This is a genomic window from Micrococcaceae bacterium Sec5.8, from assembly GCA_039636775.1.
In the GTDB taxonomy this organism is placed as follows: domain Bacteria; phylum Actinomycetota; class Actinomycetes; order Actinomycetales; family Micrococcaceae; genus Arthrobacter.
The window spans coordinates 2636349-2662206 of sequence record CP143429.1 but is presented as its reverse complement, the minus strand read 5'-3'; the positions used below and the strand labels follow the sequence as shown (position 1 = coordinate 2662206).

Here is a 25858-nt window from a genome sequence, read left to right as displayed (position 1 = left end):
AATAGGAATCATTCCTATTTAGGGCTACACTCGAACTAGCGCTATTGCTCCTGATTCTCAATAACAGATCCGAGGTCCTCACCGTGCGTCGTCCTGCCCCCCGAGCCGTCGTTGCTGCCCTCGCCGGCGCCACCCTGCTGCTGACGTCCTGCGCCCCGGGGCCGGGGAACTCCCCGCGGGGCGCGGGCGACGGAATCGTCGACGTCGTTGCCTCCACCAGCGTCTACGGCGACATTGTCGCCACGGTCGGTGGGGACAAGGTGCGGGTCACTTCGATGATCACGCGCACCAGCCAGGACCCGCACAGCTACGAGGCCACCACCCAGGACAAACTCGCGGTCTCCAAGGCCGGGCTTGTGGTGGAAAACGGCGGCGGCTATGACGACTTTCTCCATAAGCTCGCAGACGACACCGGGATTGACCACGCGAACGTCCTGAATGCCGTCGAACTCTCCGGATTGGCTCAGGAGGAGTCCGCGGGTGCGTCGGGCGAGGCCGACGCACACGGACACACCCATACAGGTTTCAACGAGCACGTCTGGTACAGCCTGCCCGCCATGGCCAGAATTGCTGATGCTGTGGCAGCCAAACTCGGCGATCTGGAACCGGCCTCCGCCGGGACTTTCCGCAGTAACGCTGCCGCATTCAAGGATTCCCTGCTCGGCCTTGAGTCGAAGCTTTCCGGCATGAAGGCATCCGGCGGGGAGGCACCCGTGGCTGTGACGGAACCCGTGCCGCTCTACCTGCTCGAGGCCGCCGGCCTGAAGAACGAGACGCCGGGAGAGTACACCGCCGCCATCGAAGAAGACGCAGATGTGCCGCCCGCCGCGCTCAAGGCCACCACCGACCTTATGCGCTCCGGCGGCATCAAACTCCTGGCCTACAATGAGCAGACCGAGGGCCCGCAGACGCTTGCAGTGAAGGACGCGGCGGCCGCAGCCGGAGTTCCGGTCGTAAATTTCAGTGAGACCCTGCCGGAGGGCAAGTCCTACCAGCAGTGGATGACGGACAACGTCAACAACATCGCCAAGGCCCTGGCCTAGGATTAGCAGACACCACCCACCCGCCCGGCCGGATGGCCCAGTGCGTATGCGCAAGCCCAGGGCCTGCGAGGAATCCGAGGAACTCAAGTTGACGCCCGTAGTGAGCCTTCGTGGTGCCTCCCTCTCGTTCGGCAAGCGGACCCTGTGGGAGGGTCTGGATCTGGACATCAACCCGGGCGAATTCTTCGCCGTCCTCGGACCCAACGGCAGCGGCAAGACGACGTTCCTTAAAGTTCTGCTCGGATTGCAGGAGCTGAGTTCGGGTTCGGCGACGCTCGCGGGCCGGTCGGTGGAGCGGGGAAGCCGGGGGATCGGCTATGTCCCCCAGCAGAAGTCTTTTGACCCTGACACGCCCCTGCGTGCCCGCGACCTTGTGGGGCTCGGCGTCGACGGCCACCGCTGGGGTCTCCGCCTCGGAACAGCAAAGGTGAACCGCAGAATCGATGAACTGCTGGAGCTGGTGGGTGCCGCCGATTACGCGAAGGTCCCCGTCGGTCAGCTGTCCGGTGGGGAGCAGCAGCGGCTGCGCGTGGCGCAGGCCCTCGCCACAGACCCCAAAGTCTTGCTTTGCGACGAGCCCTTGCTGTCCCTGGACCTCCAGCACCAGCAAGCGGTGAGCGCGCTCATCAACCAGCAGTGCCATGACCAGGGCAGCGCCGTGGTATTCGTGACACACGAAATCAACCCGATCATGGACTATGTGGACCGCGTGCTGTACTTGGCGGGCGGGCGGTTCCGGGTGGGCCCGCCGGAGGAAGTCATGACCACCGAAGTTCTGTCTGATCTTTACAACAGCCACGTCGAAGTAATCCGGGCCAACGGCCGGTTGGTGGTGGTCGGACTGCCCGACGCCACGACACACCACCATGAGGACGCCCACGCCGTGGCGGGGGAGGTGGGCTAGATGGACCTGGACAGCCTGCTCCATTCAATTTTCAACTTTGAGAACTATGGCGAGCTGCTGGTTCTTGTCCAGAACTCACTCTGGGCCGGCGCCGTCCTGGGCCTGCTGGGCGGCCTGATGGGGACCTTTGTCATGAAGCGTGACCTGGCGTTTGCCGTCCACGGAATCTCCGAGCTCTCCTTCGCCGGCGCGGCCTTTGCCCTCCTGATCGGTGCGGACATAGTCCTGGGCTCGTTGGCGGGATCCGTCGTGGCGGCGTTGCTGCTGGGTCTGCTGGGCGTCCGCGCCCGGGACAAGAATTCGATTATCGGCGTCATTATGCCGTTCGGCCTGGGCCTGGGCATCCTGTTTTTGTCCCTGTACGAGGGGCGTGCCGCCAACAAATTCGGCCTGCTCACCGGACAGATTGTTTCGGTTGGAACCGTTCAGCTCCAGGTGCTGGCGGTGGCGGCCATCCTGGTGATGCTGGCCTTGGCAGCCATCTGGCGGCCGCTGACGTTCGCCAGCGTGGACCCCGACGTCGCTGCGGCCCGCGGCGTTCCCGTCCGGGCTCTCGCCATCGGATTTATGTTGTTGCTTGGCGTCAGCGTGGCGCTGTCCATCCAAATTGTGGGCGCCCTGCTGGTGTTGGCCTTGCTGATCACTCCTGCGGCCGCCGCGATGCGGGTCACATCATCACCCCGGCTGGTGGTGATCCTCAGCGTGGTGTTCGCCGTTACGGCTACCGTCGGGGGCATTTTGCTGGCCCTCGGCGGCCGGATCCCCATCAGTCCTTACGTGACCACCTTGTCGTTTCTGATCTATGTTCTCTGCCGGATCGTCGGTGGCGTACGGGCCAGACGCGGCCTCAACGGGCGGGTGCTGCGCGGCGCGGCGGTTCCTGCGGGCTAAGCGGCTTCCCGCCCCGGCCCCAGCGTGGCGTTCGACCCGGCCTGCGGGGCGAGCGCTAGGGGGTGGCCCTGGCGGTGCAGTCCGGGCACAAGCCGAAGATTTCGACGGTGTGTTCCACGGCGGTAAAGCCGTGCTCGGCTGCCGTCCTGGCCGCCCACGCTTCAACCGCGGGTGCCTCAACTTCAACGGCCTTCCCGCAGCTGCGGCACAGCAGATGGTGGTGGTGCCCGGTCACGGCGCACCGCCTGTACACGGCCTCGCCGTCGGCGTTTCGGAGGACGTCCGCCAGGCCCTCGTCCGCGAGGGACTGGAGGATCCGGTATGAGGTGGCGAGGGACACCGCTGTGCCGCGGTCCTGCAGGATGCGGTGCAGCTCCTGCGTGCTGACGAAGTCTGTCAGTTCGTCGAGGACCGCGCTGACCGCCAGCCGCTGCTTGGTGACCCGTTGTTCCTTGGCCGCGGCAGGGGCCGTCGCGGCGGCCCGGCCGCCGTCGGCTGTGGCGCCGTGGGACATCGTGGAACTCGCTTCGCTGGTGGTCTCAATACGGGGTGGTGGCAAGGTCCCAGATTACCAGTTGGGCACGTGGACACCGCTGCTAAAGGACCCTAGGCTGGCCGGATGCTGCTGACTAAATTCACCCACGCCTGTGTCCGGCTCGAGAAGGACGGCAAAGTGCTCGTTTTTGATCCGGGAACCTTCTCGGAGACGGACCGCGCTCTGGCCGGCGCCGATGCTGTGCTGGTGACCCACGAACATGCCGACCACATTGACGTCGACCCCGTCGCTTCCGCCCTGCTGGCCAGCCCGGCACTGCAGCTTTTCGCACCGGCGGGCGTCGCGGCGCACCTGCGGGAAAAGGCCCCGGACGCCGGGCCGAGGATCCACGCGGTGGTTCCGGGCGAGGACTTCGAGACGGCCGGGTTCGCCATCCGCTGCTTTGGCGGCCAGCACGCACTGATCCATCCGCAAATTCCGGTGGTCGCCAATATCGGATACCTCGTTGATGCCAACGTCTACCACCCCGGGGATTCCTTCATAGTCCCCGACGGCGTGGACGTCCGGACGCTGCTGGTGCCCATCCACGCGCCCTGGAACAAGGTGGGGGAGGTGGTCGACTTCGTGATCGGCGTCCGCGCCGCGAAAGCCTTTCCGATCCACGACGCTCTGCTCAATGACGCCGGCCGCGGCCTGGTGGAGGGGCACGTAACCCGTTTCGGTGCCAAGTACGGCACGGAATACCGTCACCTGTCGACCGGAGACACGGTGGAAGTTTAGGCAGCAAGCGCCGACTGCAACTATTGCGGCCAGGATCCGTTGGTGAAGAATTCCCGGATGGTCTCCTCGTACGGTTCCGGTTCCAGGCCTTGTGACTGCAACCAGCCCGGGCTGTAATAGTTGCCGGCGTAACGGTCCCCGCCGTCGCACATCAGCGACACGACGCTCCCGCGCTGGCCCCGGGCAAGCATTTGTGCAATGAGCTGCCAGACGCCCCAGAGATTCGTGCCGGTGGAGGGGCCGGCAAGCAGGCCTGCGTGGCGGTTCAGGTGCCGCATGGCGGCCACCGAGGCCGCGTCCGGGACCTGGATCATGTGGTCGATGACGGCCGGGACAAAGCTGGGTTCCAGCCGCGCCCGGCCGATGCCCTCGATCCGTGATGGCTGCCCTGTGCAGGCGGCGGCCGTGCCGCGGGGAGTTCCGCGGGTTTGCAGCCAGCCGGGGTAAAAGGCGGAGTTTTCCGGATCGACGACGGCAAGCTGCGTCGTGTGCTGGTGGTACCGCAGGTACCGGCCGATGGTGGCACTGGTGCCGCCGGTGCCGGCCCCCACCACGATCCAGTCGGGAACCGGGTGCTCCTCCAGCGCAAGCTGGTCGAAGATTGACTCCGCAATGTTGTTGTTGCCCCGCCAGTCTGTGGCCCGTTCGGCGTACGTGAACTGGTCCATGTAGTGGCCGTGAGTGCGTTCGGCGAGGTCCGCGGCGGCGTCGTAGACCTCCGATGCGTGGTCCACGAGCAGGCAGGAGCCGCCGAACTGTTCAATGAGCGCGATCTTCTCCGGACTGGTGGTCCGGGCCATGACCGCAATGAACGGCAGGCCCAGCAGCTGGGCGAAATAGGCTTCCGACACGGCGGTGCTGCCGCTGGAGGCCTCCACAATAGTGGTGCCTTCGGAGATCCAGCCATTGACCAGGCCGAAGAGGAAGAGGGAGCGGGCCAGCCGGTGCTTGAGGCTTCCCGTCCGGTGCGTCGACTCGTCCTTGAGGTACAGCCGGACGCCCCAATGCTCCGGAAGCGGGACGGAATACAGGTGGGTGTCGGCGGACCGGTTGTTCTCTGCGTTGATTCTGCGGATGGCCTCGTCGGCCCAGGCCCTGTGGTGCTCTCGCGCTGTGCTCACCGCACCAGCCTACCGGCGGCGGCGGATGGCCATGGCTAAAGTTGGGGGATGCAGACCTTGATGAATGTGGCCGCGTTGCAGGACCTGGTCAGCGCAGAGCGCGCCGGCCGCAGGCCTGTGTTGTTGGATGTCCGCTGGGCGCTCGGTGATCCGCACGGCCGGGAGCACTATCTTGCCGGGCACCTCCCCGGCGCGGTCTTTGTGGACCTTGTCCGTGACCTGGCCGGACCGGCCGATCCCAGCCGCGGCCGGCACCCGCTTCCCGCCCTGGAGCAGTTCCAGGAGTCGGTGCGGTCCTGGGGGATCTGCAACGGTGACGTTGTGGTGGCCTATGACGACAGCGGCAATCTGGCCGCCGCCCGGCTTTGGTGGATGCTCCGGAACGCCGGTTTTTCCGATGTATGCCTGCTCGACGGCGGCCTGTCCGCCTGGCGCGCCGCGGGCTACGAGGTTCAAAGCGGTGAGTGGCGCGCCGAACCCGGGAACGTGACGCTGGCTGAAGGCGGGATGCCCGCGATTGATACCGGCCAGGCGGCCTCGTGGGGCGGGCAGGGATTGCTGCTCGATGCCAGGGCGGGGGAGCGGTACCGCGGCGAAATCGAACCGGTTGATCCGCGGGCCGGCCACATCCCCGGAGCCGTGAGCGCCCCGACGACCGCCAACCTTGGCGCGGATGGCAGGTTCCTGTCCCCGGCCGCGCTGCGGGAACGGTTTTCCAGTCTCGGAGTGCGCCCCGACGTCGCCACCGCCGTTTACTGCGGTTCCGGAGTCACTGCCGCGCACCAAATAGCGGCCCTCGAAATCGCCGGTTTTTCTGCGGCGCTTTACCCTGGTTCGTTTTCCGAGTGGTCCCATACCGCTTCCAACCCGGTGGTGACCGGGTCGGCGCCCGACGCCGACGGCGGCTCCACGTTGTAGCAGCGGCGGACTTTCCTGTCCGCCGCTGGAGGCACTCTTCCCGAGTCTGGCCTGCTCGGGGGCGTGAGGTCCAGCCGGCCGGGACGATGCCGTAGCCGGGAAGCCGGGCGGGTCCGGTTCCGGCCTGGAAGAGGGTGCGGTCGGCCATGAGTCGACTCCGGGTCCGGGGGTCCCCGGGCTTCTGCTGTTCGCGGCGTTGGATCAGGTCAAACGCGACCGTGGTCCGTGCTGCGCCGCGGCGGCGGACTTCAGATCCGCCAACTCCCGCAGCGGCCAATCAGGGCCGCCCCGCCGTCGCCGCCCGCGGGAGGTTCGCGGGTTCGTTCCCGACCGGGCGATCTGATTCGGCCAACCAGGGACAGTGCACGTCCCAGCCGGAACGGCCCTCCGTCCCGCCCAGGTGGCATGGCGGCCGGTCCCGAGGGTAGCGTCGAACCATGACACCTGGACGCCCCGTACCGCCGCCCCTTGCCAAACCGCTTCCCGATGTGACCGTGGCCCCCCCGGAGACCCCCGCCCCGGGCCCCCGCCTCGTTGCCGCATACGGCGCGACAGCGGCCGACAGCGGCCTGGTTCCCCTGACACTTGCCCGTCGCGCGCCGAAAGAAGACGACGTCGAGATCGCCATCGAATTCTGCGGGCTCTGCCATTCGGACGTGCACGCCACCCGGGGTGAATGGGGGACACAGAACTACCCGCTCGCCCCCGGCCATGAGATCGTGGGCCGCGTCAGCCGCGTCGGTTCCGCCGTCGATGATTTCACCCCGGGCGAACTGGTCGGTGTGGGCTGCATGGTGGATTCCTGCCGCGAATGTGACAGCTGCCTCGAAAGCCTCGAACAGTACTGTGAAAATGGCATGACCGGCACCTACGGCGCCAAGGACAGCCGCAACGGCGACGCCCTCACCCAGGGCGGCTACGCCACATCGATCGTTGTGGACCGCCGCTATGTGCTGCACGTCCCGGAGAGCCTCGACCCCGCCGCGGCCGCCCCGCTGCTGTGCGCCGGCATCACCACCTACTCGCCGCTGCGCCACTTCGACGTCGAGGAAGGCGACGCCGTCGGCGTCGTCGGCCTGGGGGGACTGGGGCACATGGCAGTGAAACTGGCCAAGGCCATGGGCGCGAACGTGACGGTCTTTACGACGTCGGCGGCCAAGGTTGCCGCGGCCCGCGAACTCGGCGCGGACCAGGTGGTACTTTCCCGCGACGAGCCCGCGATGGAGGCTGCCAATCGCAGCATCGACCTCATTATCGACACCGTCGCCGCGCCGCACGACCTCAACCCCTACTTCCGTACCCTGCGGGTTAACGGGGCCTTGTTCCAACTCGGACTGCCGTCAGAGGACATGCCCCCGGTAAACCCGGGCGCTTTGATCCGGCGCCGGGTTGCGTATGCGGGTTCGTTGATCGGCGGCATTGCCGAGACCCAGGAGATGCTGGACTTCTGCGCCGGGCACGGGGTCACCTCGGATGTTGAGGTGGTGGGTGCAGCTCAGCTCAATGAGGCCTACGACCGCATGGTCGCGGGGGACGTGAAGTACCGCTTTGTTCTGGACACCAGCACCCTCGGTTCGCCTTCAGAAAGGGCAGACGCATGAGCACTCTCTTCACCAAGATCATCAACGGCGAGATTCCCGGCCGCTTCGTGTGGCGCGAGGAGGACGTCGTCGCGTTCCTGACGGTGGGCCCGCTCGCTGACGGCCACACCCTGGTGGTGCCGACCGCGGAAGTGGACCGCTGGACGGACGCGTCCCCTGAGGTGCTGGGCCGTGTGATGCAGGTGGCCCAAAAGATCGGCGCTGTCCAGGTCGAGGTGTTCGACTCGGCGCGCGCCGGACTCATTGTGGCCGGATACGAGATCAACCACCTGCACGTCCATGTCTGGCCCTCGAACACCATGGCCGACTTCAACTTTGCTTCGGTGGATCAAAACCCCGACCCCGCGCGGCTTGACGCAAATGCAGAGAAACTGCGCGAAGGGCTCCGCAAAGCCGGACACGTAGCTCACGTTCCGGCCGGCTGAGGCAGCGTCCGTTTAACCCGCCGCTGGCGCGGTTCTGCCTTGCCCCAAACCGGGCGTCAGGCCGGCGCCAGCGCCTTGTTAAGCACAGCGCGGATGCGTTTCTCGGACACTGAGTAAGCGGTCCCCAGCTCGACGGCGAAAAGGCTCACCCGGAGCTCCTCGATCATCCAGCGCACCTGGGTTAACTCGGATCCTGCCTGTCGGCCCGGGAGCAGGGCGGACACGGCGTCGTCGTAGTCGTCCTCCAGGGCCTGGACCGCAGCCATGTGCTGGGCATCCCGCTGGACGATCGTGGGAAGTTTCTCCAGACGCTTCTCAATCGCCGCGAGGTAGCGTGGCAGCTGGCTGAGTTGACTGTAGCCTGTGCGTGCCACAAAACCGGGGAACACCAGCTGTTCCAGCTGGCTCTTGATATCGTTGAGTGCGCTGATGAGCGCCAGACTGGTGGTGCCCTTGAGGGCTTTCTCGATCCGTCGGGTGCTGGCCAGGATGCGCTCCACGACGGCGGTGACCGTGAACACGGTGTCGATCAAGTCCGCGCGGACCTTCTCATAGAGGGCGTTGAAGGACGCCTCGTCCCACGGCAGTTCCGCCGGGGTGAGCTTGTCGATGGCCGCGAGGGCACAGTCGGCGATCAGCGCCGAGACGGAGCCGTGCGGGTTTTGGCTGAATGTCAGCTTTTCGGAGTTGTTCAGGTGTTCGAGCACGTAGCGGTCCGGCGGCGGCACCCTCAGCGCGAGCAGGCGGATAACGCCGCCGCGCATGGCCTGTTCCTGTTCGGAGGAGGTCTGGAAGAGCCGCAGCGCCACGGACGTACCTTCGTCCACCAAGGCGGGGTAGCCGGTGACGGTGTGCCCCTTCACCGTACCTTGGACCTGGCGCTGCACTGTTCCAAAGGACCAGGCCGTCAGGCCCGATTTCTCGGCGAAGCCGGTCGAGGTAGCGGACAGGCCGGACGCCGCGGCTGCTGCCGGGTGGGCCGCCTGGGCGGTCCCGCCGGTCGTCTTGCCGTTCGCCGTTCCGGCTGTCCGGCCGCTGGCCGACGGTGCCGTGGTCGCTGGCGTGGCCCCCAGCGACTCGGCGATCGCCCGGCGGGTAGCCGGCGCCAGGCGTTCCTGCAGCACGCCGAGGTCCTTGCCCTCGTCCAGCACCTTCCCCAGGGAATCCACCACGCGGAAGCTCACCCGAAGGTGGGCCGGAACGGCGTCCCAATTCCAGGAGTTCGGCGGGATGACCTGGCCGCGGATGCGGCGCAGCACCAGTTCCAGGGATGCCTCCAGCTCATCGGTGGCCGGATCGAAGTCAGCCTCCAGCGCGGCCACAGCCTGCCGGCCAACATCAGGAGCCGGCACAAAGTTCTTGCGCACGTGCTTGGGCAGGGACTTGATCAGGGCGGTGACCAGCTCCACGCGTTGGCCCGGAATCAGCCAGCGGAACGCCGCGTCGTCGAGCTGGTTCAGGAACAGTACGGGCACTTCGGCAGTGACGCCGTCGGACGGGTTGGGTGGGGAACCGGGAGCGACGGGATGGAACTCGTAGCTCAACGGCAGCTCAAAGCCCTTGTGCAGCAGGGTCTTCGGGTACGCCGAGTCGTCCAAGGCGTCGGCGTCCTCGCTGATCAGAAGCGCCTGGTCGAAGTCGAGCAACGCGGGATCCTGCTGCCGCGCATCCTTCCACCATTTGTCGAAGTGGCGCTCGGACACGACGTCCTTGCCGATCCGGGCATCATAGAACTCGAAAAGCGTCTCATCGTCCACCAGGATGTCCCGGCGTCGCATCCGTGCCTCCAGCTCCTCGACCTCGTGCAGCAGGGCCCGGTTGCGGTGGAAGAACTTGTGATGGGTCTGCCAGTCGCCCTCCACCAGGGCATGGCGGATGAACAGCTCCCGGCAAAGCTCCGGATCCACCTTGCCGTAGTTGATCCGGCGGCTCGGGATAATGGGCACGCCGTACAGCGTGACCTTCTCGTGGGCCATCACCGAGCCCATCTTCTTTGACCAGTGCGGTTCGCTGTAGCTGCGCTTGATCAGGTCCGGCGCCACCTGCTCCACCCAGAGGGGATCGAACTTCGCGGCCACCCGCGCCCACAGCCGGCCCGTCTCCACCAGCTCGGCGGCCATGACAAAGGTCGGGGACTTCTTGAACAGGGCCGAGCCCGGGAAGATCGCGAAGCGGCTGCCGCGGGCTCCGGCGTACTCGCGCTTGCGGTCGTCAAGGATGCCCACGTGGCTGAGCAGACCGGACAGCAAGCTGATGTGAATACCCTCGTGGTGGCCCACCGGATCGGCCAGGCGGTTGTTGTCCAGGCTGATGCCCAGTGGCCGCGCCAGCTGGCGAAGCTGGGCGAACAGATCCTGCCACTCGCGGACACGCAGGTAGTTGATGAACTCGGCACGGCAGAGCCGGCGGAAGGCCGTGGAGGAGAGCTCCTGTTGCTTCTCCTGCACGTAGTTCCAAAGGTTCAGGAAACCGGTGAAGTCAGAGTTCTCGTCCCGGAAACGGGCGTGTTTCTCCGCGGCGAGCTGCTGTTTGCCTGAGCCGTCCCCCTGGGGGCGCTCGCGCGGGTCCTGGATGGTCAGCGCCGCGGCCAGGATCATGACTTCCCGGACGCAGCCGCGTTTGCCCGACTCGACGATCATTCGGCCAAGCCGCGGGTCCACGGGCAATTGGGCGAGCTGCTGCCCGACGGCGGTCAGGCCGCCGCCGTTCCTGCCGGCAGACGGCTGGCGGCCGTGGCGGGCATCGGCACCGTCAGGCTGTTCCTGCGGACGGGCGGCGCTCAGGGCACCGAGCTCGCGGAGGAGGGAGACGCCGTCGTTGATGGCACGGGAGTCCGGCGGCTCCACGAAGGGGAAGTTCTCCACATCCTTCGGCCCGCGGGCTACGCCCATCGCTGTCATCTGCAGAATGACCGCGGCAAGGTTGGTGCGCAGGATTTCCGGATCGGTGAACGGCGGCCGGGTCTCGAAGTCCTCCTCCGAGTACAGCCGGATGGCGATGCCGTCAGAGACACGGCCGCAGCGGCCGGAGCGCTGGTTGGCGGAAGCCTGGGACACCCGCTCGATCGGCAGCCGCTGAACCTTGGTCCGGTGCGAGTAGCGGGAGATGCGGGCGGTGCCGGTGTCGATGACGTATTTGATGCCGGGCACCGTCAGGGAGGTCTCTGCGACGTTGGTGGCAAGGACAATCCTGCGTTTGCTGCCGGGGTGGAAGACCTTGTGCTGCTCCTGCAGGCTGAGCCGGGCGAAGAGGGGGAGAACCTCGGTGCCGGCCAGCTTACGGTTGGACTGGATCCGGGCGTTGAGGGCCTCGGCCGCATCCCGGATCTCGCGCTCGCCCGAGAAGAAAACCAGGATGTCGCCGGGCGCCTCCTGGGCAAGTTCGTCGACGGCGTCGCAGACGGCGTCCAGCGGGTCGCGGTCCTCTTCCAGCTCATCATCGGAGCCGGCGTCGTCTGCACCGGCGTCGCCGGGACCGCCGGCCGGCTGGGACAACGGCCGGTAACGGATTTCGACCGGATAGGTGCGGCCGGAAACCTCGATGATCGGCGACGGCTCATCGTCGCTGCCGAAGTGCTTCGCGAAACGCTGGGGATCGATGGTGGCCGAGGTAATGATGATCTTGAGGTCCGGCCGCTGGGGCAGGATCCGTTTGAGGTAGCCGAGGATAAAGTCGATGTTGAGGCTGCGTTCGTGTGCCTCGTCAATGATGATGGCGTTGTACCTGCGCAGCAGCTTGTCGCGACGGATCTCGGCCAGCAGGATGCCGTCGGTCATCAGCTTGATCTTGGTGGTGCGGCCCACCTCGCCGGTGAAGCGGACCTGGAAGCCGACTTCCTGGCCGATTTCGACGCCGAGTTCCTCCGCGATGCGCTCGGCCACCGTGCGGGCGGCGAGGCGGCGCGGCTGGGTGTGGCCGATGAGTCCATTCTCGCCGAGCCCCAGCTCCAGGCACATCTTCGGTATCTGGGTGGTCTTCCCCGAACCGGTTTCGCCGGCGATGATGGTCACTTGGTTGGCCGCGATGGCGGCCATGATGTCCTCGCGGCGCTCGGAAACCGGCAGCTCGGCGGGGTAGGAAATATGCAATGTCATGGCTTCAAACAGTCTACTGTCCCGGCGGCCGGACATCAGGTTGCCCCCTGCGGCCCGGTCTATAAAGGGCCGGAGGAGGCTGCCGGACGGTTTGTCCCATCGAGAAACTAAGGGTGCTGAGGAATAGCTGGCAGCAGGTGGGCCTTGGAGTAGGCATGACTACTATCGCAATTATTGGCGCAGGATCCGGGCTTGGAACCGCCGTCGCGAGGCGCTTTGGCGCGGAAGGCTTCGCCGTCGCGCTCATATCCCGCAACCAGGGACGCGTTGACGCGTTGGCCGAAGGGCTGGCGGGCGAAGGCATCGAAGCCAGGGGCTTCGCCGCCGACGTGCGGGACCAGGCATCGATCACCCGGGCACTGGAGCGCGCCACGGAGACCCTCGGACCGATTGAGGTCCTGCAGTACAGCCCCCTGCCGCAAAAGGATTTTATGCGGCCGGTTCTCGAGACCACGCCCGCCGACCTGATCGGACCGGTGGAATTCTCCATCTACGGTCCGGTCGCGGCGGTGCATCAGGTCCTTCCCGGCATGCGGTTCCTCGGCGGGAACAGGGGAACGATCCTCTTTGTCAATGGCGGCTCCGCGGTGAAGCCCGGACGCAACGTCACGGGCACCTCGGTGGCCTTCGCCGGGCAGGCGGCGTACGCGCAGCTTCTCCATGAGGCCCTCGGCGAGGAGGGCATCCAGGTATCCCAGCTCATTATCGGCGGCCGCATCATTGAAGGGGATCCCGAGAAGGATCCCGCTGTCCTGGCCGGCCACCTGTGGGACCTGCACACCCGCCGGGACCGGTTCCGCCTTCAGATCAGCGCCGACTAACAGCGCCCGGCCCCGGCCCCGGCCGCCGCTGGGCTGACCGGCGGCCAGGGACGTCCGTGACCCCGGCTAGAAAATCCGGAAGGTGTAACTGGTGCTGGGGAGGTCCTTCGCCATCCAGTACTCTTCCGAGCGGACGGGCGGAGTGTGGCCAAGGCCGTCCTTGCGGAGAGCGGCGACCGTGGCGGCGGAGGCGATGATCACTAGCAGAACGAGGGCGATTCCGATGAGTTCCATACCTCCATGGTTCTCCCGGAGGGCAACAGGAAAAAGTGGCAGAAACGACCAATATGCAATAATTTCTGCCACACTGGAGGCATGATCAAATCAGTGGCACTCATCGTGGTGTCGAACTTCTCGATCTTCGAATTCGGGACCGTTTTTGAAGTCTTCGGGGTGGACCGGTCAGGCCGGGGGAATGGTGTGCCGGCCTTTGACTTCCGGGTCTGCACGCCGTCGCCGGGGGACGTCCCGCTGGAGTCCGGACTCTCCCTGCGGGTGGCTCTGGGGCTCGACGCGGCGGCGGACGCGGACCTGGTCATCATGACCCCCTGCGGCCGGGAGGAGGATGTACCGGACTCCGTCCTGGAAACTCTGCGCGCCGCCCACGCGCGCGGAGCCTGGGTGATGTCCATCTGCTCCGGAGCCTTCGCCCTGGCCCGGGCCGGGCTGCTGGACGGACGCCGCTGCACCACGCACTGGCATCATTCCCAGGAGCTCGCCAGCCGGTACCCCGCTGCTGTGGTGGATGAAAACGTCCTCTACGTCGAGGATGGCCGGATCATCACCAGCGCCGGCACAGCCGCCGGCATCGACGCCTGCCTGCACCTGGTCCGGGAGGAGTTTGGCGCCGCGGTGGCAGCCGCGATCGCCCGGGACATGGTGGTTCCACCGCACCGCGACGGCGGCCAGGCCCAGTACATTGACCGGCCCGTCCCGGCGTGCGGTTCCGAGCCGATGGAGGAACTGCTGCAGTGGATGGTGCGGCACCTGGGGGAGGAACACCCGGTCAACGACCTCGCGGCACGCGTGCATATGACGCCGCGGACGTTCGCCAGGCGCTTCCGTTCCGAGACGGGGGCCACGCCGGCCGCCTGGCTCAACTCCCAGCGGGTGCTGCGCGCTCAGGAACTGCTGGAGACCACAGACCATACCATCGACGAAATCGCCCGCGAATCCGGTTTTGGCCATCCGGTGCTGTTGCGGCACCATTTCGGCAAGGTGCTGGACACCAGCCCGCAGTCCTACCGCCGCACCTTCCGCGGACACCTGGTGACGGCATAGGGGGAGCGGCTCCGGATCAGGCAGCTAGTCCGGATCCGGGACGGCCGCTGCCTCGGCGGCAGCGCGGGCGCACTCGACCAGGTCCCGCCAGGGGCCGGTGACCTCTCGCTCCGGCAGGACCGCCCGGCGTTGATCGGCCCGGATGCTGTACATGAACCGGTCCGGCTGGCCGGAGGCTCCCCCGGTCCCGCCGACGTCGTCCCACGGGCACGCTTCAATGAGCGGTTGCCATTGGTCGGTATCCTCCGGCGGCGTGGGCCGGACGGTCCACGTCCGCTTCAGGCCGGCAATTCCGCCGCTGCGCTGGACGGTAATCTTCACGGGACTCGGATCGTTGTGGGCTCGGCCTATCGCCTCGCTCCGGGGAACTTTACCTTCACAGTTTCCCACGCCGACAGCACGGCGTCATGCTCTTTGGACTCCGCCCCGAAGAGCTCCCCGGCAGAAGCGGCGGTGGCCTTGGCGAACGCGCCAAAGGTGGCGTTCGGGGCCAGGGTACCGCCCGTCAGCGTCTCATACCAGATCCGGCCCGGCGCCTCCCAGGCGTTGCCTCCGACGGCTGAAGAAACCAGATAGAAAGCCCGGTTGGGGATGCCGGAGTTAAGGTGCACACCACCGTTGTCGGCGCTCGTATGCACGTAGCCGTCCATGGAGTCCGGCTGTGGATCCTTGCCGAGCACGTCGTCGTCGTACGCCGAGCCCGGGGCCTTCATGGACCGCAGGGCCGCGCCTTGAACCTGGTCGGTGAAAAGGCCTTCGCCGATCAGCCAACTGGCTTCCGACGCCGGTTGTTTCCTGACGAACTGCTCCACGAGGGCGCCGAAGACGTCGGACATCGATTCGTTGAGCGCCCCGGCCTGGTTGCGGTAGGCCAGCCCGGCCGAGTACTGGGTGACGCCGTGTGCCAACTCGTGGCCAATGACGCTCAACGACTTGGTGAACCGCTCGAAGACTCGGCCGTCGCCGTCTCCGAAGACCATTTGCTGGCCGTCCCAGAAAGCGTTGTCGTAGAGGCTGCCGTAATGCACCGTGGCATTGAGGTGGAGGCCGTTGCCATCGATGGAGTTCCGGCCGAAGGCCTCGGCGTAGAGCCGGTGGGTGTCTCCCAGCCCGTCATAGGCTTCATCCGCGGCAGCATCCCCGGTGGCCGCATCCCCCTCTTTGCGGACCACGCTGCCGGGCAGTTTCTCGGTGGACTTCGCATCAAAGATGGTGCGTTCGGGCGGGGACGGCTGGAGTTCCCGCATTCCCGGATGGCTGCCGGGACCCGGGGCAGCCCGGGAGGCCTGGAAGTCCGGGACGTGCAGCAGTGCGTTTTTCGCTGCACGGGAGATGTCGGAGAACTCCGGTTCGTGGTGCGCTGCCAGGCGGCGGAGCAAGTATGGAGGAATGATGGAGCAGTACATGTGAGACCCCTTATCTTCTGCCATTGTGTGGACAGCCTACGAGGGAGCGCCGACAATTGGCAGGGGCGGAACCCCGGGAGCACGGGTGATGCTGCCCATTGGATACGGTAGGCCAATGGCACACCCCAAGAAGCGAAAAGAATCCAACTCGACCCTTCTGACGGTCATCATCGCCTTTGTGGCGAATATTCTCGTCGCTGCCGCGAAGTCCGTGGCCGCAGTCCTCACCGGATCAGCCTCGATGACGGCGGAGGCAGCCCATTCCTGGGCGGACACCGGAAATCAGGTGTTCTTGTTCTTCGCGGAACGGCGGTCGGTCAAGCCGCGGGACGAGAGCCATCCCATGGGCTACGGCCGGGAAGCATACGTCTGGTCGATGTTTGCGGCATTCGGACTCTTCACCGCCGGCGCCGTGGTCTCCATCATGCACGGCATCCAGCAGATCATTTCGCCAGAGCCGGCGGCCGACTTTGAAGTCGCTTACGTCGTCCTGGCCGTGGCCTTCGTCTTGGAGGGGATCTCCTTCATCCAGGCCTTCCGCCAGACCAGGAAGGCCGCGCACGAGCTCGAACGCCACACCCTGGAACAGGTCCTGATCAGCTCCGATCCCACACTGCGCGCCGTCTTCGCGGAGGACGCCGCGGCACTGGTCGGCCTGGTTGTGGCCTTTGCCGGGGTGTTCCTGCACCAGGTCACGGGTTCGCCGCTGCCGGATGCCCTGGGGTCGATCGTCGTCGGCGTACTGCTGGCGGTCGTCGCCGTCGTACTGATCGACCGCAACCGGCGGTTCCTGGTGGGCCAGGGCGTGACTCCGGACATCGAACGCTCCATGGCTCTTCGGATATTGGAGCACCCGGACATCGCCCGGCTCACCTACATGCATCTGGAGTTTGTCGGCCCCCGCAGGTTGTACCTCGTCGCGGCGGTGGACCTGCAGGGGGACCACCCGGAGCACGAAGTGGCTGTGACCCTGCGACGGATAGAGCGCGAGCTGGAAGACCGTGAAACAGTCGAAGAAGCCGTCTTAACACTGGCAACGCCGGACGAGGCCGCGCTGGGCTTTGGTTCCACGGAACCCCGCGCCGGCGACTAGGAAGCAAGAAACCCCGCCACTTCCTTGAAATGGCGGGGTTTTTCTCTGTGCCCTCGATTGGAATCGAACCAACGACCTTCTGCTCCGGAGGCAGACGCTCTATCCCCTGAGCTACGAGGGCCTTCAGGGTTCCTGCCGTTACCGGCGGGACGTCCTAGAGCTTAGCAGGAAGGTGGGCTGGAAGGAAAAATCGGGGCGTGAAGCAGGCGGAAAACGCAGGGCGTCCGGTAGCTGGGGAACACTTAGTACCCGGCGAAGGAATCCACATGGATCCGACGTGCCCCGGCGCCGCGGGCGGCGGAACGGAGGGATCGCACGCTCGCCGGGGACCCCGACACGTAGACCTCCCGGTCCGCGATGTCGGGCACGAGAGCCTTCAGAGACGCGCCGTCGATCCGGGCAGCGCCTGCATCCTCCATAAACGCCGGCGGAGCTGAGCCGTCGGCGAGCCGGGCCAGGACGCGGACGCCGGTGCGTTCGATTTCCGGAGCGTACGCGAGTTCGGCGGAACTCCGGGCCAGGTACAGCAGGACCACGTCCCGGTCTTCGGCGGGACCGCCCGACAGCTGGGCCAGATACGGGGTGATACCGATGCCGGCCGCGATGAGGAGGACCCGGGCGCCCGGTGTCCGCGGCAGGATGAAGTCGCCGCCCACCGCTGTGGCCGTCAGCTCGTCCCCGGGCGCCAGGGCGAGGAGCGATTGCTTCGCCGTGGACAGCGGCGCAGCCGTACCCACGCCGATCCTGACCTCGGCCGAACCTGGTGGGCTGGCAAGGCTGAACACCCGGCGGCGGCCCTTGCGGTCGGCCTTCGTGTGCGGCAGGTTCAGCTCAATGTACTGTCCCGGCGCGAAACGCAGCGGTCGGACCGGTTCGAAGGCGAACTCCGTCGTCGTCGGCGTCAACGGACGGGTTCCCCGGAAGCGCAGCAGGACGCGGCCACGCTGACCGGCTGCGAAAGCGAGCGCGTTTCCCACGAGCAGCGCGAGTTCGGGGGAGTTCGCGACGACGCCCAGGTTGTACGGTATGGCGAACAGCACCCCCACGACGGCAGCCAGTGCCAGCTGCTGCCACCGGCGCGGCGGCAGCGTGAGCGGCTCGGTGAGCATGAAACCGACGAAAAAGAGTACCGGGCGCTGGGCCAGGGTCTGCCACAGTGCCTCACCCGGCCCCATGCCGGTGCGCAGCAGTTCCGCGGCGATGATCGAGACCGCCACGAGCATGAACACGGACGCCATCAGCAGCTTACGGACGCGGTAGAGGACCAGCAGGACCCCCGGCAGTACCAGCCAGAGCATGGCGGGGGTGGCCGCCCACCACGTGGCGATGTTGAGGCCCGTCAGCCCGGTGATGAACGCCCCGGCCGCCGCCGGATTGAAGATGTGCCGGCCCCGCCAGGCCAGGGCGTATTTGGTCGCCGACGCGAGCACGCAGGCGAGGGCGACGCCGGCCAGGTCCAGGTACTGCAGTCCCGCTGAGAACTGCGTCGGCCAGAACAGGAAAAACAGCAGCAGACCGGTGATCAGTGCGGACTCCGAGTGCGGGGCCACAGAGAACATCGCGGCGAGCACCCGGTTGGAGGCGTACGTCAGGCCAAGGCAGAGCGCCAGATGGGCGATCATCTCCGGAAGCCCGAATGTCAGCCAGCCGAGAACCTCCAGCAACAGGCTGTAGCCGGCCAGTACCGCGAGGACCCAGAGGACCAGCCGGTACATCGTCAGCCGGCCCAGCGCCGTGTCCAGCCGCGAGCTGATGGGAGTGGAGACGGTTGCGGTCATGGAAACAATACCCCTTCAAAATCGGCCGAGTACTCGGCGTGGCCGTCCGAGTACACCGTCAGCCAGGAGACGTCGAAGTCCTCCTGCAAACGGGATCCCTCGACGAAAAACAGGGCAGTCGCCAGGGCATCGGCCACCATGGCGCTGGGCGCCATCGCCCAGCTGGCAACGACCGTGCGCACCGGCGCCCCGGTGGTGCCGTCCAGCACGTGGTGCAGCCCGTCCCCCCAGGCGCGGCGGTTGGCAGCGGACGCGCACAGGGCGCCGGTCCCGAGGCTGACGATGCCGATCGCCCGGGACGGATCGTAGGGGTGTTCCAGTCCGACGTCGACCGGCGCGGATCCAGCGTTGAGCAAGTCCCCGCCCGCGTCGATGAACTGCTCCGGTACCCCCGCCGCGCGCAGTTCGGCGGAGAGCAGGTCCGCGAGCTGCCCTTTGCCCGCCGCCCCGACGTCGATCACCACCGGGGCGCAGGTGGTCAGTACCGTCCCCTGCCAGTCGAGCACCTCGGGCCAGGCCGGGGCAGGCAGCGCGGGCCCGCCAGCGCGGAGTGAATAGTTTGCGTCGTAGCCGAGCTGTTCCAGGCTGCCGCCAATCAGCGGGGTCATGGCCCCGCCGGTGATCCGGTACAAAGTGGTGTAGAGCACGCCCAGCTCGGCGGCACCGGCCGGCAGGACGTACCGGCCCGGCTTCCGTGCGGCGCCGGCGATCAGGGAGTCCGGCCGGAACCGGGACCAGGCGGTGTCGTACCCGGCCACGATGGCGAGCAACCGTCGGCGGAGCGCGCCGGAGAGCGGAGACGGCGTTGAGACCACCCACCGGGTGCCGATCCCCTCGAAACTGAAGTCCGTCCAACCCGGATGCGCCACGGTTCCTCCTGCCGCTACTGGTCGGTCACGATGTGGCGTGTCTGACCGGCTGGTCACGGCCGGGCGTTCGTGCCGGTGCGGTCATGACCGGGCATCGGACTTGATCCTCTCGACAGCCTGGTTAAAGCCGCCGCTGGTCAAGGAGGAGCCAGCCACTTTGGAGACCTTGATCTCGTCGAGCTTCTTGCCGGCGATCTGGGATTTGATGCCGCCCGCGAATTCGCCCTGGAATTTCTTGGTGTTGGGATTGGACGGGTGCGGGGTGATCTGGACGTCGGACACCGCCCCGCCGGCGAGCGTCATGGTCACGCCCACAGTCTCCTGGCCGTTTGGGGAGACGTAGTTGCCGTCCGCGCTGTAGGTTCCGTCCTTGTAGGCGGCAGAACCCGCAGCGGCAGACGGTGCGGCGCCCGTCGCCGGGGACTCGGCAGCCTGCCCGGGCGCGCAGCCCGCGGCGGAACCGGCCAAGGACAGTCCGGCGACGCCGACCACGAGGCTTTTACGGAGGGAGGTGTTCATGCGGGGGCTCAATTTCTCTAGCGGGAATCGGGGGAAGTGGCTGGTAACTGAACCCGCAGGCGTGGGGCCGCACCGGTTCTCCTATCACAACGTCCACATCAGCGTAGTGGTTCACCCTGTGACCCGGCTGTCAGCTTAACCGCCAAATTCCGCCACACTGCGGGCCACCGGTAGGCTGGAGAAGTGACCCCTGAAGAACTCTCCCTCGCCATATCAGCCTGCCTGAAAGATGCCGTCGCCGCCGGTGAGATCGGGCTTTCCGCCGCCGACGTCCCCGATGATGTGCGGGTGGAGCGTCCGAAAAACCGGGACCACGGCGACTGGGCCACCAACATCGCGCTGCAGTTGGCCAAGACCGCAGGCACCAACCCCCGGGAGTTCGCCTCCGTCCTCAGTGCCCGCCTGACGTCCATCGACGGGGTGTCCGCCGTCGACATTGCCGGACCAGGGTTCCTGAACATCACCGTGGACGCCGCAGCCGCCGGCGCCCTGGCCAAGGCCATCGTCGAAGCAGGTGCTGCCTACGGCACCAACACCGCGCTCGCGGGCCATACGGTCAACATGGAATTCGTCTCCGCCAACCCCACCGGCCCGCTGCACATTGGCCACACCCGCTGGGCTGCCCTCGGCGATGCTATCGCCCGGGTACTCCGGGCCTCCGGCGCGGACGTGACGGCCGAGTACTACGTCAATGACGCCGGGTCGCAGATGAACGTCTTTGCCAACTCCGTGCTCTCCCGGCTGCACGGCCGCGGTGTACCCGAGGGCGGATACCCCGGGGAGTACATTGCGGATTTGGGCCACGAGGTGCTCACCCAGCACCCTGATATCCGCGAACTGACCGACGTCGCAGCGCTGCCGGTGATCCGCGGTGCTGCCTACAAAGCCCAGCTGCACGACATCAAGCGGACCCTGGCCGAGTTCGGCGTCGCGTTTGATGTCTACTTCTCCGAGCAGGAACTCCACGACGCCGGCGCGATCGAGGACGCCGTGGCCCGGCTCCGGGAGCAGGGCCACGTCTACGACGACGGCGGTGCGGTCTGGTTGCGCACCACCGACTTCGGTGACGACAAGGACCGCGTGCTGATCCGCGCAAACGGCGAACCCACCTACTTCGCCGCCGACGCCGCCTACTACCTGTCCAAGAAGGACCGGGGTTTCACCGAAAAAATCTACCTGCTCGGCGCCGACCATCATGGCTACATCAACCGGCTCAAGGCCATTGCGGCCGCCGCCGGCGACGACCCCGAGGTCAACATCGAGGTCCTGATCGGCCAGTTGGTCTCCGTCAACGGCGCCAAGCTCTCCAAGCGTGCCGGCAACATCATCGAACTCAAGGACCTCATCTCCTGGCTGGGCAAAGACGCGGTCCGCTACTCGCTGGCACGGTTCCCGGCCGATTCGCCGTTGACCCTGGACCCGGAACTGCTGAAGAAGCACAGCAACGAGAACCCGGTGTTTTATGTCCAGTACGCCCACGCCCGCTCCCGCGGCACGGCCCGCAACGCGATGGCCGCAGGAGTGGAGCGCCGGGTGCACGGCAAAGACAGCTTCGAGGCCTCGTTGCTGGAACACCCCACCGAGAATGAACTGCTCTCCTACCTCGGCAGCTACCCGTCAATTGTGGCCCGCGCCGCGGAACTGCGGGAGCCGCACCGCGTGGCCCGCCACCTGGAGGTCATCGCCGGGGCCTACCACCGCTGGTACGACGCCTGCCGTGTCGCGCCGCTGGGCGACGAACCGATCACCGACCTCAACCGCACCCGGCTGTGGCTCAACGACGCCACCAGCCAGGTGCTGGGCAACGGCCTGGAACTGCTGGGCGTCTCGGCGCCGGAACGGATGTAACCGCCATGACCACGAACCCGTCCCCACGCTCCGGCGCAGCGTCCCCGCTGGCTCCGGACTGGCTGGCCGTCCCCGCCGACCTCAACGCCCTGCACCAGCCGATGTGGGCCGGTGGCGTGTCCCGGAACGACGCCGGCGAACTCACCATCGACGGGCTGGCTGTCAGCGAACTGCAGCGCCAGTTCGGCACGCCGCTGTTTGTGCTGAGCGAGAACGACTTCCGCGCCCGCGCCCGCGCCTTTTCGGACGCTTTCAATGACGCCTTCGCCGACATCTGCGGGGGAGTGGACGTGTACTACGCCGGCAAGTCCTTCCTCTGCACCGCCGTGGTGCGCTGGGTCGAGGAAGAAGGGCTGCGCCTGGACACAGCCTCCGGAGGTGAACTCGCGGTCGCGTCCCGCGCCGGCATCCCCGGCGCCGACGTGGCTCTGCACGGCAACAACAAATCCGACGGCGAGATCCACCGGGCCCTGGACCTGAAACTGGGCCGGATCGTGGTGGACAGCCTCGCCGAACTCGAACGCGTCGCCAGGATCGCCGGCGCGCGCGGCGAAACCGCCAAGGTCATGCTGCGGCTGACCCCCGGCGTGCACGCCCACACGCACGAGTTCATTGCCACCGCCCACGAGGACCAGAAGTTCGGCCTGTCCATGGCAGCGGACTCCACCGAGCAGGCGGGGCTCTCTGCGGCCGAGGAAGCCGTGGCCGCGGCCTCCGGCTACCCCGGCATCGACCTGCTGGGTTTGCACTGCCACATTGGCTCCCAGATTTTCGAACCCGACGGCTTCGCCCTCGCCGCGGAAAAGCTGCTGGACTTCCTCGCCGCAATGCAGACCAAGTACTCCATCGTGCTTCCCGAGCTGGACCTCGGCGGCGGCTACGGCATTGCCTACACCCCCGTGGACACCCCTCGCCCGGCCGCCGAAATCGCGCAGGCGATGGCCGCCGTCGTGCGCTCCAAATGCGCCGAACTGGGCATTTCGGCCCCACGGATTTCGATCGAACCGGGCCGAGCGATTGTCGGCAGTACCACCTTCACGCTTTACGAGGTGGGGACCCTGAAGACGGTCCGGGTCGATGCCCCCGCCGCCGCGGACGGATCCTCCGGCGAACCCGGCGAAAACGTTACGTACCCGCGGCGGTATGTGTCGGTGGACGGCGGAATGAGCGATAACCCGCGTCCGGTGCTGTACGACGCGGATTACTCGGCGATCCTGGCTTCACGGATCTCCGACGCGGCACCGCAGCTGTCCCGCGTGGTGGGCAAACATTGCGAGAGCGGCGACATAGTTGTTAGAGATGTATATCTGCCCGAGGACGTGGCAGCCGGTGATCTGCTCGCTGTACCGGGGACCGGCGCCTACTGCTGGGCCTTGTCCAGCAACTACAACTATCTCGCCCGGCCGGGCGTTGTTGCTGTGCGTGACGGATCTGCCCGGCTGATTGTCCGCGGGGAAACCGAAGAAGATCTGCTCAACCGCGACATGGGAGTCTGAATGACCGAATTGCGAACCCTGAAGGTGGCCCTGCTGGGCTGTGGCAACGTCGGGGCCCAGGTTGCGCGGATTCTCCTTGATGACGCCGACATGCTGGCGTCCCGTGCCGGAGCCCGCCTGGAGCTGGCCGGTATCGCCGTGCGCAACCTTGAGGCCCCCCGCGAGGTGGATCTGCCGCGCGCGCTCTTCACCACCGACGCCGAGACCCTTCTCAAGGACGCCGACCTGGTGATCGAGCTGATGGGCGGTATTGAACCGGCCCGGACGCTGATCCTGACGGCCATGCGCAATGGCGCCTGCGTCGTGACCGGCAATAAGGCACTCGTAGCCAAGGACGGCCCCATTCTGCACGAGGAAGCTGACCGCGCCGGAGTGCAGTTGTCCTACGAGGCTGCCGTCGCCGGGGCGATTCCCATCCTGCGGCCCATCCGGGACAGCCTCTCCGGCGACCGGATCACCCGCGTGCTCGGCATCGTCAACGGCACCACCAACTTCATCCTGGACCAGATGGACTCTACCGGGGCGCAGTTCGCCGACGCCCTGGCCGAGGCCCAGCGCCTGGGGTACGCCGAAGCTGACCCCACCGCCGACGTCGAGGGCTACGACGCCGCCTCAAAAGCCGCGATTCTCGCATCGCTGTCCTTCCACACCCGTTTCTCGCTGGACGATGTGTACTGCGAGGGCATCAGTGCCGTCACCGCCGCCGATATCGCCGCGGCAAAGGACGCAGGCTTCGTCATCAAGCTCTTGGCGATCGCAGAGAAGCTCACCGCCACAGGCACAAAAACAGGCACCAAAACAGGCACGGAAACAGGCACGGAAACAGACGCCGGCACCGGTGTGTCCGTCCGGGTGCACCCGACGCTGCTGCCGCGCGAGCACCCGTTGGCAGCGGTGCGCGGCGCCTTCAACGCCGTCTTCATTGAAGCGGAAAACGCGGGGGAACTGATGTTCTATGGCCAGGGTGCGGGCGGCAAACCGACCGCATCCGCCGTGATGGGCGACCTCGTCTCCGCCGCCCGCAGCATTGTCCTGGGTGGGCCCGGCCGCGCCGAGACCACCACGGGCCAGGTCCCAGCCCTGCCCATCACCGCCGCGGTCACCAGCTACTACATCGGCCTGGACGTCGCTGACCAGCCCGGGGTCCTCGCCACGATCGCCCGGCTCTTCGCCGAGCACGGCGTCTCCATCGAAATCATGCGGCAAACGATCCACCGCGATGCTGGTTCCACTGTCGAATCGGCGGAGCTGCGGATCGTCACGCACCGCGCTAGCGAGGCTGCACTGGCAGCGACCGTCGAGGCCGTCAAGGGCCTGGACGTTATCAATTCCGTCACATCCGTACTCCGGGTAGAAGGAGTCTAAGTGGCTCACCAATGGCGCGGCGTTATCCGCGAATACGCCGACCGTCTGCCCGTCACCGAGGCAACGAAAATCATCACCCTGGGCGAGGGCGGCACGCCGCTGGTCCACGCGCAGCAGCTCTCCGCGCTGACCGGCAGCACGGTGTACCTCAAAGTCGAAGGCATGAACCCGACAGGCTCCTTCAAGGACCGCGGTATGACCATGGCCATGACGGCCGCCGTTGCGGCCGGCGCCGAGGCCGTGGTGTGCGCCTCCACGGGCAACACCTCCGCTTCCGCCGCCGCGTACGCCACCGCCGCCGGGCTGAAATGCGTTGTGCTGGTGCCTGAAGGCAAAATCTCGATGGGCAAGCTCAGCCAGGCGATCGCGCACGGTGCGACGCTTTTGCAGGTGGACGGCAACTTCGACAACTGCCTGGACATCGCCCGGAAACTGGGCGAGTCCTACCCGGTGTTCCTGGTGAACTCGGTCAACCCGGCGCGGATTGAGGGCCAAAAGACCGGCGCCTTCGAAGTGGTCGATGCGCTCGGCGACGCTCCGGACTTCCATGTGCTGCCGGTTGGCAACGCCGGCAACATCACCGCGTACTGGAAGGGCTACAAGGAATACAGTGCACCCTTTGAGTCTGCAACGGCCGGCACCCTGCCCGCGGTCGCCACGAAGACTCCGGTGATGTGGGGCTTCCAGGCCGCCGGCGCCGCACCGTTCGTCGCCGGCCACCCCATCACAGAGCCCGACACGATCGCGACGGCCATTCGGATCGGGAATCCCGCGTCCTGGGACACCGCGATCGCAGCGCGCGACGAGTCCGGCGGCGTGATCGAAGCGGTCACCGATGAGGAAATACTGTCCGCCCACCGCTGGCTGTCCGCCCGCGAAGGGGTCTTTGTTGAGCCCGGCTCGGCCGCCGGGGTTGCCGGTCTGATCAAGAAGCACGCGGCCGGCGAGGTTCCGGCCGGCAAAACAATCGTCATCACGGTCACCGGGCACGGCCTCAAGGACCCGCAGTGGGCGCTCCGTACCGAGGACGGCAGCGAAGTGCAGCCCGTCAAGGTCTCGAACGACGTGGTCACAGTGGCCACGGCCTTAGGACTGGAAGAGAAGTAGCC

The 25858-nt window shown here is 66.7% G+C and carries 23 protein-coding genes and 1 tRNA gene; 14 read left to right on the top strand and 10 right to left on the bottom strand.

The features are described 5' to 3' along the window. Window positions 1-83 precede the first annotated feature (83 nt). Genes VUN84_12235 through VUN84_12225 form a run of 3 tightly spaced genes read left to right on the top strand, consistent with a single transcriptional unit; the run spans window position 84 to window position 2838 of the window. Entirely contained in the window at window positions 84-1043 is a 960-nt protein-coding gene (locus VUN84_12235; GenBank protein XAS63075.1) for a zinc ABC transporter substrate-binding protein, read from the top strand. A gap of 46 nt (window positions 1044-1089) precedes the next feature. Beyond that, window positions 1090-1947 carry a metal ABC transporter ATP-binding protein gene (locus tag VUN84_12230; GenBank protein XAS63074.1) on the top strand — a complete coding sequence of 286 codons (858 nt, stop codon included), beginning with the start codon at window positions 1090-1092 and terminating at the stop codon, window positions 1945-1947. Beyond that, window positions 1948-2838, top strand: a complete 891-nt coding sequence (locus tag VUN84_12225) for a metal ABC transporter permease (GenBank protein ID XAS63073.1) — start codon at window positions 1948-1950, stop codon at window positions 2836-2838. Window positions 2839-2893: 55 nt separating this feature from the next. On the opposite strand, the gene VUN84_12220 is transcribed toward VUN84_12225, so the two are convergent. Next, complete coding sequence (locus VUN84_12220; protein ID XAS65845.1) at window positions 2894-3352, bottom strand: Fur family transcriptional regulator; 459 nt, start codon at window positions 3350-3352, stop codon at window positions 2894-2896. Window positions 3353-3457: 105 nt separating this feature from the next. Here VUN84_12220 and VUN84_12215 point away from each other — a divergent pair, with 105 nt between their 5' ends. Beyond that, on the top strand, window positions 3458-4114 hold the full coding sequence (locus VUN84_12215; GenBank protein XAS63072.1) for an MBL fold metallo-hydrolase: 657 nt from the start codon (window positions 3458-3460) through the stop codon (window positions 4112-4114). Between the two features lie 20 nt (window positions 4115-4134). On the opposite strand, the gene VUN84_12210 is transcribed toward VUN84_12215, so the two are convergent. Continuing rightward, complete coding sequence (locus VUN84_12210; protein ID XAS63071.1) at window positions 4135-5235, bottom strand: PLP-dependent cysteine synthase family protein; 1101 nt, start codon at window positions 5233-5235, stop codon at window positions 4135-4137. Window positions 5236-5283: 48 nt separating this feature from the next. Between VUN84_12210 and VUN84_12205 the strand changes: the two genes are divergently transcribed. From VUN84_12205 to VUN84_12195, 3 genes are all read left to right on the top strand, one after another. Continuing rightward, entirely contained in the window at window positions 5284-6153 is an 870-nt protein-coding gene (locus VUN84_12205) for a sulfurtransferase (GenBank protein ID XAS63070.1), read from the top strand. 437 nt (window positions 6154-6590) lie between these two features. Next, complete coding sequence (locus tag VUN84_12200; protein XAS63069.1) at window positions 6591-7754, top strand: NAD(P)-dependent alcohol dehydrogenase; 1164 nt, start codon at window positions 6591-6593, stop codon at window positions 7752-7754. Further along, a complete protein-coding gene (locus tag VUN84_12195) occupies window positions 7751-8179 on the top strand; it encodes an HIT family protein (protein XAS63068.1) in 429 nt (142 codons plus the stop codon). Before VUN84_12200 ends, VUN84_12195 begins: the two co-directional genes overlap by 4 nt. A 56-nt stretch (window positions 8180-8235) precedes the next feature. Here VUN84_12195 and hrpA read toward each other — a convergent pair whose 3' ends face one another. Then, a complete protein-coding gene (gene hrpA / locus VUN84_12190; GenBank protein XAS63067.1) occupies window positions 8236-12273 on the bottom strand; it encodes an ATP-dependent RNA helicase HrpA in 4038 nt (1345 codons plus the stop codon). Window positions 12274-12428: 155 nt separating this feature from the next. Between hrpA and VUN84_12185 the strand changes: the two genes are divergently transcribed. Further along, the gene (locus tag VUN84_12185; protein ID XAS63066.1) at window positions 12429-13094 is read left to right on the top strand and encodes an SDR family NAD(P)-dependent oxidoreductase; all 666 of its coding nucleotides are present in this window, start codon (window positions 12429-12431) and stop codon (window positions 13092-13094) included. A 66-nt stretch (window positions 13095-13160) separates the two neighbouring features. Here VUN84_12185 and VUN84_12180 read toward each other — a convergent pair whose 3' ends face one another. After that, window positions 13161-13328: a hypothetical protein gene (locus VUN84_12180; GenBank protein XAS63065.1), complete on the bottom strand. Its 168-nt coding sequence runs from the start codon at window positions 13326-13328 to the stop codon at window positions 13161-13163. Window positions 13329-13409: 81 nt separating this feature from the next. Between VUN84_12180 and VUN84_12175 the strand changes: the two genes are divergently transcribed. Next, window positions 13410-14375, top strand: a complete 966-nt coding sequence (locus tag VUN84_12175) for a helix-turn-helix domain-containing protein (protein XAS63064.1) — start codon at window positions 13410-13412, stop codon at window positions 14373-14375. A 24-nt stretch (window positions 14376-14399) separates the two neighbouring features. Here VUN84_12175 and VUN84_12170 read toward each other — a convergent pair whose 3' ends face one another. Then, entirely contained in the window at window positions 14400-14696 is a 297-nt protein-coding gene (locus tag VUN84_12170) for a protealysin inhibitor emfourin (GenBank protein ID XAS63063.1), read from the bottom strand. A 26-nt stretch (window positions 14697-14722) separates the two neighbouring features. Next, the gene (locus VUN84_12165) at window positions 14723-15781 is read right to left on the bottom strand and encodes a M4 family metallopeptidase (GenBank protein XAS63062.1); all 1059 of its coding nucleotides are present in this window, start codon (window positions 15779-15781) and stop codon (window positions 14723-14725) included. 115 nt (window positions 15782-15896) lie between these two features. On the opposite strand from VUN84_12165, the gene VUN84_12160 reads away from it, so the two are divergent. Beyond that, complete coding sequence (locus VUN84_12160; protein ID XAS63061.1) at window positions 15897-16874, top strand: cation transporter; 978 nt, start codon at window positions 15897-15899, stop codon at window positions 16872-16874. A 48-nt stretch (window positions 16875-16922) separates the two neighbouring features. Here the strand turns inward: VUN84_12160 and VUN84_12155 are convergent. From VUN84_12155 to VUN84_12140, 4 genes are all read right to left on the bottom strand, one after another. Continuing rightward, window positions 16923-16995 (bottom strand) — tRNA-Arg (locus VUN84_12155). 121 nt (window positions 16996-17116) lie between these two features. Continuing rightward, window positions 17117-18652 (bottom strand): oxidoreductase, encoded by a 1536-nt coding sequence (locus tag VUN84_12150; protein XAS63060.1) that lies wholly within the window; start codon window positions 18650-18652, stop codon window positions 17117-17119. Then, complete coding sequence (locus VUN84_12145; GenBank protein XAS63059.1) at window positions 18649-19521, bottom strand: FAD:protein FMN transferase; 873 nt, start codon at window positions 19519-19521, stop codon at window positions 18649-18651. The genes VUN84_12150 and VUN84_12145 overlap by 4 nt, the downstream gene beginning before the upstream one ends. 81 nt (window positions 19522-19602) lie before the next feature. Beyond that, window positions 19603-20040, bottom strand: coding sequence for a hypothetical protein (locus VUN84_12140; protein XAS63058.1), 438 nt, complete (start codon window positions 20038-20040; stop codon window positions 19603-19605). Between the two features lie 183 nt (window positions 20041-20223). On the opposite strand from VUN84_12140, the gene argS reads away from it, so the two are divergent. From argS to thrC, 4 genes are read left to right on the top strand one after another with little or no spacing between them, the layout of a single operon-like run. Beyond that, a complete protein-coding gene (gene argS / locus VUN84_12135; protein ID XAS63057.1) occupies window positions 20224-21888 on the top strand; it encodes an arginine--tRNA ligase in 1665 nt (554 codons plus the stop codon). A 5-nt stretch (window positions 21889-21893) separates the two neighbouring features. Beyond that, entirely contained in the window at window positions 21894-23384 is a 1491-nt protein-coding gene (lysA, locus tag VUN84_12130) for a diaminopimelate decarboxylase (protein ID XAS63056.1), read from the top strand. After that, entirely contained in the window at window positions 23385-24749 is a 1365-nt protein-coding gene (locus VUN84_12125) for a homoserine dehydrogenase (GenBank protein XAS63055.1), read from the top strand. It begins immediately after the preceding gene. Then, a complete protein-coding gene (thrC, locus tag VUN84_12120; GenBank protein ID XAS63054.1) occupies window positions 24750-25856 on the top strand; it encodes a threonine synthase in 1107 nt (368 codons plus the stop codon). Window positions 25857-25858 lie beyond the last annotated feature (2 nt).

Bases quoted from the DNA above. Each gene is read 5' to 3' on its own strand.
- VUN84_12195 (XAS63068.1), top strand. From the start codon at position 7,751: ATGAGCACTCTCTTCACCAAGATCATCAACGGCGAGATTCCCGGCCGC.
- VUN84_12205 (XAS63070.1), top strand. From the start codon at position 5,284: ATGCAGACCTTGATGAATGTGGCCGCGTTGCAGGACCTGGTCAGCGCA.
- VUN84_12180 (XAS63065.1), bottom strand. From the start codon at position 13,328: ATGGAACTCATCGGAATCGCCCTCGTTCTGCTAGTGATCATCGCCTCC.
- VUN84_12215 (XAS63072.1), top strand. From the start codon at position 3,458: ATGCTGCTGACTAAATTCACCCACGCCTGTGTCCGGCTCGAGAAGGAC.
- VUN84_12200 (XAS63069.1), top strand. From the start codon at position 6,591: ATGACACCTGGACGCCCCGTACCGCCGCCCCTTGCCAAACCGCTTCCC.
- VUN84_12220 (XAS65845.1), bottom strand. From the start codon at position 3,352: ATGTCCCACGGCGCCACAGCCGACGGCGGCCGGGCCGCCGCGACGGCC.
- lysA (XAS63056.1), top strand. From the start codon at position 21,894: ATGACCACGAACCCGTCCCCACGCTCCGGCGCAGCGTCCCCGCTGGCT.
- hrpA (XAS63067.1), bottom strand. From the start codon at position 12,273: ATGACATTGCATATTTCCTACCCCGCCGAGCTGCCGGTTTCCGAGCGC.
- VUN84_12140 (XAS63058.1), bottom strand. From the start codon at position 20,040: ATGAACACCTCCCTCCGTAAAAGCCTCGTGGTCGGCGTCGCCGGACTG.
- VUN84_12125 (XAS63055.1), top strand. From the start codon at position 23,385: ATGACCGAATTGCGAACCCTGAAGGTGGCCCTGCTGGGCTGTGGCAAC.
- VUN84_12160 (XAS63061.1), top strand. From the start codon at position 15,897: ATGGCACACCCCAAGAAGCGAAAAGAATCCAACTCGACCCTTCTGACG.
- VUN84_12175 (XAS63064.1), top strand. From the start codon at position 13,410: ATGATCAAATCAGTGGCACTCATCGTGGTGTCGAACTTCTCGATCTTC.
- VUN84_12150 (XAS63060.1), bottom strand. From the start codon at position 18,652: ATGACCGCAACCGTCTCCACTCCCATCAGCTCGCGGCTGGACACGGCG.
- VUN84_12230 (XAS63074.1), top strand. From the start codon at position 1,090: ATGCGCAAGCCCAGGGCCTGCGAGGAATCCGAGGAACTCAAGTTGACG.
- VUN84_12165 (XAS63062.1), bottom strand. From the start codon at position 15,781: ATGTACTGCTCCATCATTCCTCCATACTTGCTCCGCCGCCTGGCAGCG.
- VUN84_12225 (XAS63073.1), top strand. From the start codon at position 1,948: ATGGACCTGGACAGCCTGCTCCATTCAATTTTCAACTTTGAGAACTAT.
- VUN84_12185 (XAS63066.1), top strand. From the start codon at position 12,429: ATGACTACTATCGCAATTATTGGCGCAGGATCCGGGCTTGGAACCGCC.